Raw genomic sequence first — 12,434 nt, forward strand, 5'->3', positions numbered from 1 at the left:
GGCCATCATGCACGACGATACGAAACAGGATGCGGACTGGGCGCTGGAAACCCTGGCCATCCGCGCCGGCCATCAGCGCACCCACGAGCAGGAGCACGGCGAGCCGATCTTTCCCACCTCGAGTTTCGTCTATGGCAGCGCGGCCGAGGCGGCGCGCAAGTTCGGCGGTGAGGAGCCAGGTAACATCTATTCGCGCTTCACCAACCCGACGGTACACACCTTCGAGCAACGCCTGGCGTCGCTGGAGGGCGGGGAGCGCTGTGTCGCGACGAGCTCCGGCATGGCGGCGATTCTGTCCACGGTCATCGCGCTGCTCGCGGCGGGCGACGAGATCGTCGCTTCGCGCTCGTTGTTCGGCTCTACCGTTAGCCTGTTCGACAAGTATTTCGGCAAGCTGGGTATCGTCACGCGCTATGTCGAGCTGTCGGATCTGACGGCCTGGGAGGCGGCGATCACGCCACGGACGCGCCTGCTGTTCGCGGAGACACCCTCCAATCCGCTCTCCGAGGTGGTCGACATCGCCGCGCTGGCCGAGATCGCCCATCGCCACGGCGCGTTGCTGGCCATCGACAATTGTTTTCTGACCCCGGCGCTGCAGCGGCCGCTGGCGCTGGGCGCCGACCTGGTGATCCATTCCGCCACCAAATACCTCGATGGCCAAGGCCGTACGGTGGGCGGAGCCGTGGTGGGGCGCAACCAGGAATTGGAGGAGGTCTTCGGCGTGGTGCGCACCTGCGGACCGTGCTTGAGCCCGTTCAATGCCTGGGTCTTCACCAAGGGGCTCGAGACCCTGAACCTGCGCATGCGAGCCCACTGCGATAATGCGCAAAAATTGGCCGAATGGCTGCAAGATCATCCGGCCGTGGCGAAAGTGCACTACAGCGGTTTGCCGGACCATCCACAGCACGTGTTGGCCGGGAAGCAACAGCTGGGGTTCGGCGCGGTGCTTGGCTTCGAGGTCGAAGGTGGGCGAGAGGCCGCCTGGTCGGTGATCGATGCCACGCGGATGCTTTCCATCACCGGCAACCTGGGCGACGTCAAGACCACCATCACGCATCCGGCTACCACCACTCATGGCCGTCTCTCCGAAGCACAGAAGGAGGCCGCCGGTATCGGCGACGGACTGATACGCGTGTCGGTGGGGCTCGAGGCGTTAGAGGACATTCGTGCCGACCTGGCGCGAGGCCTCGATGCGTTGATTTGAACCGCAGGCGCCGCTTCAATGGCGCCTGCATGTAATTTTAACGAACGTAGCGTTCGGCTTTTTTCAGCACATTACGCTGACGTACTGCGGTATGCTCCCCATCAATATTGGCGAAGCTCAACGGGGGCGGCGATGTGGTCCAACACTCGGTCAGGCTGGGGTCTGATCAGCATAGCCCTGCATTGGCTCAGTGCTCTGGTCGTGGTCGGCCTGTTCGCCCTGGGCTGGTGGATGACGGACCTGGGCTACTTCGACGCCTGGTACAACCGCGCCCCCTGGTGGCATCGTTCCATCGGTATGCTGCTACTGTTTGCCACGCTGCTGCGCATCGTCTGGCGCCTGGCCCAGCCGACACCGCAGGCTCACGGCAGCCGCCTCGAACGGCTCGCGGCGCATTTCGGCCATATCGCCTTGTACGTTCTGATGCTTGCCGTCCTGTTCAGCGGCTACCTCATCTCGACGGCGAAGGGACGCGGCATCAGCGTCTTCGACTGGTTCGAGGTGCCGGCTCTGATCAGCGGACTGCCCGACCAGGCCAGCGTCGCCGGAGCGATCCATTGGTACAGTGCCCTGGCCCTGATAGTGTTGGCGGTCGGTCATACCCTGGCAGCCCTCAAGCATCATTTCCTCGATCGTCACGATACCCTCGTGCGCATGCTCAATCCGGCGCGTGCGCGCCGTCGCTGAACATCTGCGTCCACGAGGACGCTCAACCAAGGAGAGACCCATGTTCAAGAGAGCCGCAATCGTTACTGCCCTGAGCGCCGCTTCCCTGGCCGTGGCCGGCCATGCATTGGCTGATGACTACGTGATCGACACCGAAGGCCAACACGCCTTCGTCCAGTTCAAGATCAACCATCTCGGTTTCTCCTATATTCTCGGCCAGTTCGAGGATTTCGAAGGCAGCTTCCACTATGATCCGGACGATCTCGAGGCCTCGAGCGTCGAGATGGAAGTTCAGGTGGGCAGCCTGCATACCAACCACGCCGAACGCGATCGCCACTTCCTGAGCGACGATTTCCTCAGCGCCGACGAGTATCCGACCGCCACCTTCGTCTCCACCGGCTTCGAGCCGAAGGGAGAGGACGAGGGAGTACTGTCAGGTGAGCTGACGCTGAAGGGCGAGACCCGCGAAATCGAGATGCCGGTCACCCTGATGGGCGAGGGCGACGATCCGTGGGGCAACTATCGCGCTGGGTTCGAAGGCTCGACCACGTTGACGCTGGCCGATTACGGCATCGACATGAGCGACTTTCCCGAAGTCATGCACGAGCTCGAGCTCTACGTGACTTTCGAGGGCGTGCGTCAGTAGTCCGTTCTCGGTCGACGCGATCCTGTCGCCCCCGGCTTGCCGGGGGCGCTTTTTTGCTCCCGCCACCTGTGCGGATTCGGCTACCATCCCTTTCATTCCTTGCCGCGGAGCTGCCCCCTCATGCGCCTGTCGACAGAGCCGGTCCGTCGTCTACTGAGCCGCTTCCGCCGTCGGGAGGTTGCCACGTTGTCTCGCTCGGGAGAGGTACGCTTCCGTGAGCTGCTGGAGAGCTTGCCCAACATTGCCGTGCAGGGCTACGACCGTAACAGGCAAGTGGTGTACTGGAACGAGGAGAGCGCTCGACTTTATGGTTATCAGAAGTCGGAAGCGCTGGGTCGGCGTCTGGAGGAGCTCATCATTCCTATCGACATGCGCGAACAGGTGATTGCGCTTCATGAGGCTTGGATAAGAGAAGGCAGAGCGATACCGGCAGGGCGTCTGATACTTCACGATCGAGCGTGTCGTCCGGTGCCCGTCTACTCCTACCACGTGATGCTGGGCGACCTCACTCGCGATCCCGTCATGTTCTGTGTAGACGTTCCTGTCGGCAGCGAGATAAGCAGTTCCCGCTCTGAGTGGACGCCCCCCGCCTCCGAGCTGGAGGCACCGTGACGCCTCAATCTTCTTCAAGTGATCGAGAGATGCCTTCCCTGGGCAGGTCTCTCTGGCGCCAGACCTGGCCGATGGCTATCGGTGTCATGGCGTTGCTCGGCTTTCAGCTAGTCGATAGCGTCTTCATCGCGCATTTGGGCACGGCACCGCTGGCAGCCCAATCCTTCACTTTTCCGCTGTCCTTTCTGATCATCGGTATCCAGGTCGGGCTCGGCATCGCCATCGCCGCGCTGATATCGCGCTCGCTGGGAGCAGGGGAGGTAGATCGAGCCCGACGGCTCGGCACATTGGTGCTGCTGGCAGGCAGTGCCATTATCGGGCTGCTGGCGCTGCTGCTCTGGTGGATTCAGGATCCGATATTCGCCCGCCTGGGTGCCGATGCCGCGACGCGAGCACTGATTCGCGGGTATTGGGCGCCGCAGCTGTTCGCCTCCTGGCTGGGGGCGGTGCTCTATTTCGTCTACAGCCTGTTTCGCGCTCATGGCGATACGCGTCTGCCGGGAAAGATGATGGTAGTCACGAGCCTACTCAATCTGGTGCTCGATCCTCTGCTGATCTTCGGTGTCGGTAACTGGCCGGGATTGGGGCTGCCCGGAGCGGCCTGGGCCACGGCCGCTGCCTTTGGTGGTGGATTGCTGGTGGTGGGTGGCAGGCTGAAACGAACCGATTGGCTGGCACGGCAGGGACTCGGCCATGAGGTGTCGCACTCGGCGCGACCGTTCGCCGCCATTGCGGCACCCGCCATGGTCGGCCAGCTGATGCCGCCGCTGGCGGCCATGCTGGCGGTATCGGTGGCGGCCGGCCTGGGCGAGTCGACGGTGGCGGCCTGGGGCTTGGCGAGTCGGCTCGAGACGCTCGCCCTGGTCGTGGTGCTGGCGATGACCATGTCGTTGCCGCCCTGGCTGGGGCGTTGCTATGGTGCAGGTGACTGGGAACAGGTAAGGCGGCTGTTGCGGCTGGCACTCAAGGTAGTGGTCGTCTGGCAGCTCATCCTGGGTCTGACGCTGGCATTGGCATCGCCCTGGGTAGCCCAGATGCTCTCCGGCAGTTCAGAGGTACGCGATGATCTGGCCATACTGATTCGCTTCCTGCTGCCGAGCTATGCCGCGCTAGGAACCTGCATGCTGGTGGTCTCGGCCGGCAATGCGCTGGGTTGGCCGCTGCGATCCATGCTGCTTTCTGCGGCTCGCCTGTTCCTCTTCTATCTGCCATGTCTATGGCTGGGCGCTCGTGTCGCCGGACTACCGGGACTGGCCATGGGCGCGGCCATGGGAAACCTGCTGGCCGGCCTGGCGGCCTGGCAGTTGCTGCGTCGGCGGCTCAACGACGCGGCGTGCGGCTCCGCTTGTGCCTCGCATCGTGAAGCGGAGCCATCTTTTACCCAGCGCAGACGAACCTGACGCAGATTTCGCTGTCAGGGATAGGACGTGGTGGCCGACGCCATCGTGCCATAAATGCACTTGAAGGCAATGGAGTAAGCAATGAAGCTAGTCAACATCCTGGTGACGATCGCGCTGAGTCTGGGCATGGCTTCGGCAGCAACCGCACAGCAGCAGATGCAGGCCCCGCCACAGGGAGACCAGGTGGATCAGCTCGACCAGCTTCTCGACCTGGACGAGAACCAGCAGCAGGAGATTCGTCGCTTGCTGGACGAGGCGCAGAGCCAGATGGCGCCCAAGGAGCAGGAAGTGCAGGCTCTTCAGGCACGCCTTGGTGAGCATGTCGGTCCCGACTTCGACGAGGCGGCAATCCGTCAGGATGCTTCTCGTCTCGGCGAGCTGACCGGCGAACTCACCGCCGAGAGCGTCCTGTTGCAATCCCGTGTGGAAGCCGTGTTCACCGAGGAACAGCGTGAACGGCTGGAGCAGGAGATTGCTCAACAGCAGCAGCAGATGCGCGACTTGCAGGACCAGATGCAGCAGCAGGGTGGCCAGCCGCCCGCCCAGTAACCTGCTACGTCAACCGGTGGTCGCCCATGGCGGCCACCGGTATCTTCCTCTCCCTTCTTGTTCTCTCATTCTAGGCTGGTCAATGGGCTGCGGTAGCGGACAGCTATTGGCAGACCTGATGGACGGCCGTCACCCAGCGATCGATACGAGCGGCCTGGATGTCCCGAGTTACGCCGTGTGACCGCGAGGCGTGACCGAGTAAGCCGAACGTTGTAAAGGCCCTGCCGATCCGGCAGGGCCTTTAGCTGCGAGCGGTGGGGGTCAGTCTGCAGTGGGTGGCTGCGTGGCCGGCGCCGGTCGCGGGGAGGCGTCATGGGGTGCAGTCAGCTTCTCCTGCTGCCAGGCGAAGTAGAGGAAGAGCACCCCCATCACCAGGTAGCCGAGGGTGAAGTCCCAAGAGGCATTGAAGGCAAGCTTGGGAGCATGCATCAGGCCCACGAAGGAGAAGCCGGCGGCAGTCGCAGCGAATGCCGCTGCGCGACGGAACTGGTGGTCGATAACCGACACCGTCATGGCGCCGATGAAGATGGCCATGAACATCGCCCCCTGGCCCATGGCGACGATGCCACTCGAGATGTCCGCCACCACCTCGCCAGCGCCGCGGTTGAATCGCGTCATCACGTAGTTGGCGAAGTAGGGCAACATAGCCAGCGCCACGGCCGGATAGTAACGGGTGTCGTTGCTCTGGAACGCGGTCGCGATCATCGACATGCCAACGAATACCAGGATCGGGGCAACCACCGAGACCGGGATAATGGCCGCCAGGGCGGCGATCAGGCCGAACATGGTGGCCACCGCATAGACCGCACCGTTGAGGATGCTGTAACCGCGTCCCGCGCCCATCCACTTGGCGCCTACGGTGGCGATGTAGACGGTAGTGGGAAAAACGCCGCCGAACAGGGCGCCGATCATGGTTCCCGCGCCATCCACGGCCTGACACTCACGCACGTCGTACTTGTCGCCTGCCGCTTCCATGGCCTCGACGTTGTTCATCGTCTCGATGGCGTTGTACAGCGTGATGGGTAGCACCACGGTCAACACGGCGAGCATGCTGGTGAATAGCAGCCCCAGCCCCTCGAACCAAGCCATGTTCGGCAGCAGCGGATAGAAACCGAGGTGGGTGAAGGCGTCGCTGAATCGCTCACTGCCTGCGTCGCCGATCAGGTAGGCCATGGCGGTACCGATGACGATGGCGAACAGGGAAGTAGGCAGACGGAAGGGCATGCTCACCCTCGCTACCAGACCGACAATAATGATGGCCAGTACCAGCAGGCCGATGACCGGCATCTCCAGAGTCTTGAACAGCATTTCACCGGCAATGAAAGTCAGAGCCACGCCCGCCACTGCGCCTAGCATGGCGGCGCGCGGCAGGTGATACTGAACCCAGCGACCCACTAAGCTGACGAGCGCTTCGATGGCGCCGCTGATGAAGCAGGCGGCAACAGCGACCTTCCAGGCCAGAGTCGCATCGCCGGTGAGCTGCTTGGCCGGCAGCAGTACGCCGAACAGGAAGACGAACATCACTGGAGTGGAAATACCGTAGGAGAGCGCCGTGACATCGGCACGATTCTCCTTACGGGCCAGGCGAGCGGCGGACCAGGCGTAGTAGAAGTTGCCGATCATTACCGCAACCGCGGCGCCGGGCAGCACTTGGCCAAACACGATGGAAGCCGGGAAATCCATACCCAGCATGGTGATGGCGATGATGACGAAGTTGGCGATGTTGTTCTGGAACAGGGCAAAGAAGGCATCGGTGTCCTCCTTCTTGTACCAGGGATAGTGCACAGGGGAAGCCGCCATGTTGAGCCTCTTGTGTTATGGGGTTGTATACAAGGCAGTGGTCAGTTTGGCCACAGTCTGACTGAGTGGTCAAGCCTGCCTTTGTCGTAGCTGGTGTACTCGGAGCCACTTGCCCGCCAAGCACCCTCGACGCCTACAGCGTTATCTGTTTGGCTTGGGAGGGCGGCATCAGGTGAACGAGGCGTATTCTACCGAAACAGGGGGGTTCCGATGGATGGGAAAGAGAGCTGTATCGTGCGGCATTTCAGCTATTACTACGAACTGTCGGAACACGACAAGTCGCTGCTTCTCGCATTGGAACAGAGCCCGATGGCCGTCGAGACAGGCACGACACTCTGGGAAGAGGGGGATGAAGCCAAGGAGTTCTGTACGTTTAAGAAGGGATGGGCCTATTCGTATCGCTTCCTCGAGAACGGTTCGCGGCAACTGATCGAATTGTACCTGCCAGGCGATATCATCGGTCTACGGGAATTCGCGTTCTCGCAGCGCCTCGCCGGGGTGAAAATGGTCGAAGATGGTGAGGTCTGCTTCTTTCCGCACCAGCACCTGTTGGACCTGTTTCGCCGCTCCTTCGTCCTGACCTCGATCCTTTTCGCCATAGCGAGTCGCCAACAGGTGCTGATCACCGAGCGACTGGTCAACCTGGCGAGACGTAATGCTCGCCAGAAACTGGCTCACTTCCTGCTGGAGATTTCGCAGCGCCTTAGCCAGACCCAGACCGGCTCTCTGAGCGACAGTTTTCACTTACCGCTGTCTCAGGAGCTTTTCGCCGATCTGCTGGGACTCAGTCCGGTGCATGTCAGTCGTACCTTCAGCGCGCTGCACGAAGCCGGGCTGGTCCATCGCGAACGGCATCACGTGACGCTTCACGACTTGCAGGCGCTGAAACGTGAAGCGGATTTCGACGAGCGCTACCTGATTGACAATATGCGGCCGCTATTCAGCGGCCTGCCTCGTATCAGCGACAAGGCCAGTTGACTCGGCTGACGAAACGACAACCCCCGGGCGTCTGGCCCGGGGGGATAGGTCACTAGCGAGGCATACGCTCAGTTGACTGCGGCGATCGCCTTGGCCAAATAGGGAAGATTGGCGTGGGAGAAGCCGGCCACATTGGCACGACCCGAGCGCACCATGTAGATACCGAACTCGTCACGCAGACGATCGACCTGGTCCGGCTTGAGACCGGTATAGGAGAACATGCCGCGCTGTTCGGCTACACAGGCATACTTCTGGTCGAGGCCGTAGGGCTTCAGCGCTTCGACGAAATCGCGGCGCAGGGTATTGATACGATCGCGCATCTCGGTGAGCTCTTCGCGCCAGACGGCGGCCAGCTCGGCAGAATGCAGGATCTCGCTGACGATGGCACCGCCGTGCGCCGGCGGGTTGGAATAGTTCTCGCGGGCCACGATGGCCACTTGGGAGCGAACGTTCTCCATCTGCTCGCTGTTCCCGGCGATCATGATCAGGCAACCGGTGCGCTCGCAATAGATGCCGAAGTTCTTGGAGCAGGAACTGGTGATGATCACCTCGTCGAGGTTTTCCGCCAGCAGGCGTACGCCATAGGCATCCTCGTCCAATCCCTCGCCGAAGCCCTGGTAGGCGAAATCCACCAATGGCAGCAGGTTGCGCTCCCGAACCACCTCGAGGACCGTTTGCCACTGCTCACGGGAAAGATCGAAACCGGTGGGGTTATGGCAGCAGGCGTGCAGCACTACCACGTCACCGTTCGGGATCTGCTTGAGCGCCGCCAGCATGCCTTCGAAGTCGAGGCGATTCTCGGCATCGACGTAGGGATACTTGTGCAGTTCGATGCCCGCGGCGGTGAAGATACCGAGATGGTTTGGCCAGGTGGGGTCGCTTACCCAGATACCCTTGCCGGGAAGCTGCTGGGCAATGAAATCCGCCGCCAGGCGCAGGGCGCCGGTGCCGCCGGGCGACTGGGTGGCACTGGCGCGCCGGGCCTCGAGCACCGGTGAGTTCTCGCCCAGCACCATGGGCAGGATCACCTCGCCGTAGCTTGGGTCGCCATGGGAACCGATATAGGTCTTGGTGGCTTCGTTCTTGAGCAGCAGGGCTTCGGCCTCCTTGACGGCGCGCATCACGGGAGTGTTGCCTTCGGCATCCTTGTAGACACCGACGCCGAGATCGACCTTCTGCGGATTGGTATCCTTCTTGAAGGCCTCGATCAGACCGAGGATGGCGTCCCCGGGTACCCGCTCAATATGTTCGAACATGTAACTCGCTACCTCGATTCTAGCGGCAAGGAATGGAACACCTCCATGATGCCACCGCATTCGGCGATCCGCCACTCGGGCCCAGTCGACAATGCGTAGACGGCGTATCCGCCCGGCTCAACTGACCACGCGATTGCGTCCTTGATGCTTGGCGGCGTACAGGCTGCGATCGGCGCGGGCGATCAGTGCGTCGCGAGGCTCTCCCAGGCGGTACTCGGCCAGACCGATGCTGACGGTGATCTGGCCGGCGGTGATGCCGAAATCATGCTCGGCGATGGCCTGGCGCAGCCGATCGGCGAGGGGGTGACTGGCCACCAGTGGCGTCAGCGGCATGACGACGGCGAACTCCTCGCCACCAAGACGCCCGATGATATCCTCCTGGCGCATCCGTTCGCGGCAAAGCCGGGCCAATTCGCTCAACACCTGGTCGCCCTGAAGATGTCCCCAGGTATCGTTGATTCGCTTGAAGTAGTCGAGGTCGAGCAACAACAGCGACAGTGGAGTGCCGTGGCGATGGCTTTTGGCGATCTCTTCGTTCAGCCGGGTCAGTAGCTTGCGCCTATTCGCCAGGCCCGTCAGGTCATCGGTATCGGAGAGCCGGCGCAGACGCGCCTCCTCGATCATTTGTTCGGTGATGTCGATCATCAGACCGTGCCACAATACGCCGGTCGGGGAATTCTCCGGCTGGGCGCGCAGGGCCACCCAGCGATGGCGACGACTCGACAGGTGCAGGCGAAACTTGGTGGCGATGGGGATGCCCCAACGTGCCGAACGCTCGATGGCGGCCATCAAGCGTGGGTAATCCTCCTCGTCGAGCCGGTCGAGCATATGCCGGGCATCCCGGCCCAAGGCCTCGCGATCGATTCCGGGCAGATCGGTACCGCTTCCGGCCAAGTAGGGGAAGTGCATGTGGCCTTGACGGTCACGATGAAACTGAAAGACGACACCGGGCAGGCGCTGTGTGAAGTCGCACACGTCAACCGGCTCATTCAGACCCCTACCCGTCATGGCGTTTTCTTCTGGCATGCGGGCGTCCTTTGTTCCCTGCTGCGTGCAGGCGCAATCCGCTTCGTTATGTCGGCTCAGTACGGTGCCGCAACGTGCCATGGCGTTCGCCGGGAGCAGCCAGTGTCGAGGGCCGAGCCGTTGGGTGGCTTTAATATACGATGTAACAGGACGTAAATCACCTGGCTGTCGATGTAGGAAATCGGCGACAGCTCATGTAAGCGCTCACGCCGCCAGCTATGTCTCAGCGTGGAGCGTCATAGCGCGTCGGGCGCTTGCGCGAGAAAACCACTTGCCACAGCTGGATGTCCCGAGCACGGAACGCGCCTGCGCACACCGAGAGGTAGTAGCGGAACATACGCCTGATTCGCTCGCTGTAGCGATCGGCGATCTCGGGCCAGTGGGCATCGAAGTTGTCGCGCCAGGCCATCAGGGTTTTGTCGTAGTCGGGGCCGAAGTTCTGCCAATCCTCCATCAACAGTAGCCCCTCGCTGGCTTCGGCGATATGCCGGGCGGAAGGCAGTACACCGTTGGGGAAGATATAGCGATCGATCCACGGATCGACGCTGATTTCCGAGCTGTTCGAACCTATCGTATGCAGGAGGAACAAGCCGTTCTCGGCAAGTACGTTCTCGACGGTTTCGAAATAGGCGGAATAGTTGCGATGACCGACATGTTCGAACATGCCGATAGACACGATGCGGTCGTAGCAACCTTCCAAATCGCGGTAATCCTTGAGTTCGATCTCGACCGGCAGGCCGGCACAGCGCTGCCGGGCGAGTTCCGCCTGCTCGCGTGAAATAGTAATGCCCGTGACCGCGACGCCATGACGCCTCGCCGCGTATTCTGCGAAGCTGCCCCAACCGCAGCCGATATCGAGTACGCGCATGCCGGGACGCAGGTCGAGCTTGCGGCAGGCCAGCTCCAGCTTGGCCAGTTGAGCGTCGTGCAGGTTGCCGGCCTGCTTCCAGTAGCCACACGAGTAGCACATGGTGGGGTCTAGCATGCGCTCGAAAAGGTCGTTGCCTAAATCGTAGTGAGCCTCGCCGACGATGTAGGCGCGCGCCTTGCTTTGCAGGTTTATCAGCCCGGCCTGAAGGCGATACATCAGGCGGTCGGAGGGCGGACGGGCTCGTTCGCCCAAGCCGTGCAACAATAGGCGACACGCCAGTTCGTCGATGCGCTCGCATTCCCACCACCCGTCCATATAGGACTCGCCGAGTCCCAGGGAACCCTGGCGCAGGATGCGCGAGCAGAAATCGGGATGGTAGATCTGCGGGTCCCAGGGAGCGTCGCCGTTGAGTGTCACGCCCGAGCCGGCCAGCAACGATTCGAGAACTCGCCGTGCGCGGCTGTCGGGCAGGACAATGGGGCCAATGCGTTGTTCGCTGGTCATGGAGTCCTCCCGGTCCATCGATTCAAGCCATGGCAAATGCCATTGTGGTGTTGTGATTGTGTTGTTCGCCTGAAGGTCGTGTGACGCGTTGCGCATGGCGCGATGCGCAATGTAAGGAAGTACTGGGTAGAGGATAGACCAGGCTCGCGGGAACGGTTAGGCGCAAGGGGCTGGTATACTGGGGGTCGTCTATCACTCTCACGTCGGAGCCCTGTAACGTGTCCCTCGACTCGCCACTGATCATCGCCTTGGACTATTCCTCTCTTGACGCCGCGCTGTGCCTGGCCGATCGGCTCGATCCGGCCCGCTGTCGGGTCAAGGTGGGCAAGGAGCTCTTTACTCGCAGCGGCCCCGAGGTGATCGAGGCGCTTCACGGCCGTGGATTCGAGGTGTTTCTGGATCTCAAGTTTCACGATATCCCCAACACCGTGGCCGGTGCCGTGCAGGCGGCAGCCGAGCAGGGCGTGTGGATGGTCAACGTGCACGCCGGTGGCGGTCGGCGCATGATGGAGGCGGCACGCGAGCGGTTGGATCGTCACGGTCTCGATACCCACCTGATCGCCGTGACCGTCCTGACCAGTATGCTGACCGATGATCTGGTCGAAATCGGTATTGCCGAATCGCCCGCAACACAGGTCGAGCGGCTGGCTCGGTTGGCGCAGGACAGTGGCATGCACGGTGTCGTTTGCTCAGCTCAGGAGTCGGCGCGCTTGAAGGAGCTGTGCGGAGAGGCATTTCTCAAGGTCACGCCGGGTATCCGGCCGCGCAGCGCCGAACAGGGCGATCAGCGACGTGTGATGACGCCGGCAGACGCCATGGCGGCCGGCAGCACGCATCTCGTGGTCGGACGTCCGGTGACCCGGGCCGAAGACCCTATGGCCGCGCTGGAGGCCATCCAGCGGGAGCTGACCTTGGCCTGAGC

Annotated in this window: 12 protein-coding genes; 8 read left to right on the plus strand and 4 right to left on the minus strand. The window is 62.1% G+C overall.

The features are described from left to right. Window positions 1-7 precede the first annotated feature (7 nt). From CYJ07_RS01640 to CYJ07_RS01665, 6 genes are all read left to right on the plus strand, one after another. Window positions 8-1,204: an O-succinylhomoserine sulfhydrylase gene (locus tag CYJ07_RS01640; RefSeq protein WP_104201917.1), complete on the plus strand. Its 1,197-nt coding sequence runs from the start codon at window positions 8-10 to the stop codon at window positions 1,202-1,204. Between the two features lie 132 nt (window positions 1,205-1,336). After that, window positions 1,337-1,891: a cytochrome b gene (locus tag CYJ07_RS01645; protein ID WP_104201918.1), complete on the plus strand. Its 555-nt coding sequence runs from the start codon at window positions 1,337-1,339 to the stop codon at window positions 1,889-1,891. A gap of 40 nt (window positions 1,892-1,931) precedes the next feature. After that, window positions 1,932-2,516: a YceI family protein gene (locus tag CYJ07_RS01650; protein WP_104201919.1), complete on the plus strand. Its 585-nt coding sequence runs from the start codon at window positions 1,932-1,934 to the stop codon at window positions 2,514-2,516. 120 nt (window positions 2,517-2,636) lie between these two features. Beyond that, complete coding sequence (locus CYJ07_RS01655) at window positions 2,637-3,128, plus strand: PAS domain-containing protein (RefSeq protein ID WP_104201920.1); 492 nt, start codon at window positions 2,637-2,639, stop codon at window positions 3,126-3,128. A 29-nt stretch (window positions 3,129-3,157) separates the two neighbouring features. Next, the gene (locus tag CYJ07_RS01660) at window positions 3,158-4,528 is read left to right on the plus strand and encodes an MATE family efflux transporter (RefSeq protein ID WP_104201921.1); all 1,371 of its coding nucleotides are present in this window, start codon (window positions 3,158-3,160) and stop codon (window positions 4,526-4,528) included. An 81-nt stretch (window positions 4,529-4,609) separates the two neighbouring features. After that, window positions 4,610-5,077 (plus strand): Spy/CpxP family protein refolding chaperone, encoded by a 468-nt coding sequence (locus CYJ07_RS01665; protein ID WP_104201922.1) that lies wholly within the window; start codon window positions 4,610-4,612, stop codon window positions 5,075-5,077. 261 nt (window positions 5,078-5,338) lie between these two features. Here the strand turns inward: CYJ07_RS01665 and CYJ07_RS01675 are convergent, their stop codons facing one another. Then, window positions 5,339-6,877, minus strand: coding sequence for a uracil permease (locus tag CYJ07_RS01675; RefSeq protein ID WP_104201924.1), 1,539 nt, complete (start codon window positions 6,875-6,877; stop codon window positions 5,339-5,341). Between the two features lie 234 nt (window positions 6,878-7,111). Between CYJ07_RS01675 and CYJ07_RS01680 the strand changes: the two genes are divergently transcribed. Beyond that, window positions 7,112-7,855, plus strand: coding sequence for a Crp/Fnr family transcriptional regulator (locus CYJ07_RS01680; RefSeq protein WP_331280918.1), 744 nt, complete (start codon window positions 7,112-7,114; stop codon window positions 7,853-7,855). A gap of 68 nt (window positions 7,856-7,923) precedes the next feature. On the opposite strand, the gene CYJ07_RS01685 is transcribed toward CYJ07_RS01680, so the two are convergent. The 3 genes from CYJ07_RS01685 to cfa all read right to left on the minus strand — a co-directional run bounded on the left by CYJ07_RS01685 (window position 7,924) and on the right by cfa (window position 11,512). Continuing rightward, a complete protein-coding gene (locus CYJ07_RS01685) occupies window positions 7,924-9,111 on the minus strand; it encodes an amino acid aminotransferase (protein WP_104201926.1) in 1,188 nt (395 codons plus the stop codon). A gap of 117 nt (window positions 9,112-9,228) precedes the next feature. Beyond that, complete coding sequence (locus tag CYJ07_RS01690) at window positions 9,229-10,086, minus strand: GGDEF domain-containing protein (protein WP_231489495.1); 858 nt, start codon at window positions 10,084-10,086, stop codon at window positions 9,229-9,231. Window positions 10,087-10,360: 274 nt separating this feature from the next. Then, window positions 10,361-11,512, minus strand: a complete 1,152-nt coding sequence (gene cfa / locus CYJ07_RS01695) for a cyclopropane fatty acyl phospholipid synthase (protein ID WP_104201928.1) — start codon at window positions 11,510-11,512, stop codon at window positions 10,361-10,363. Between the two features lie 218 nt (window positions 11,513-11,730). Here cfa and pyrF point away from each other — a divergent pair, with 218 nt between their 5' ends. Then, window positions 11,731-12,432: an orotidine-5'-phosphate decarboxylase gene (gene pyrF / locus CYJ07_RS01700; RefSeq protein ID WP_104201929.1), complete on the plus strand. Its 702-nt coding sequence runs from the start codon at window positions 11,731-11,733 to the stop codon at window positions 12,430-12,432. Window positions 12,433-12,434 lie beyond the last annotated feature (2 nt).

This window comes from Billgrantia saliphila, from assembly GCF_002930105.1.
Classification (GTDB): Bacteria; Pseudomonadota; Gammaproteobacteria; order Pseudomonadales; family Halomonadaceae; genus Halomonas; species Halomonas saliphila.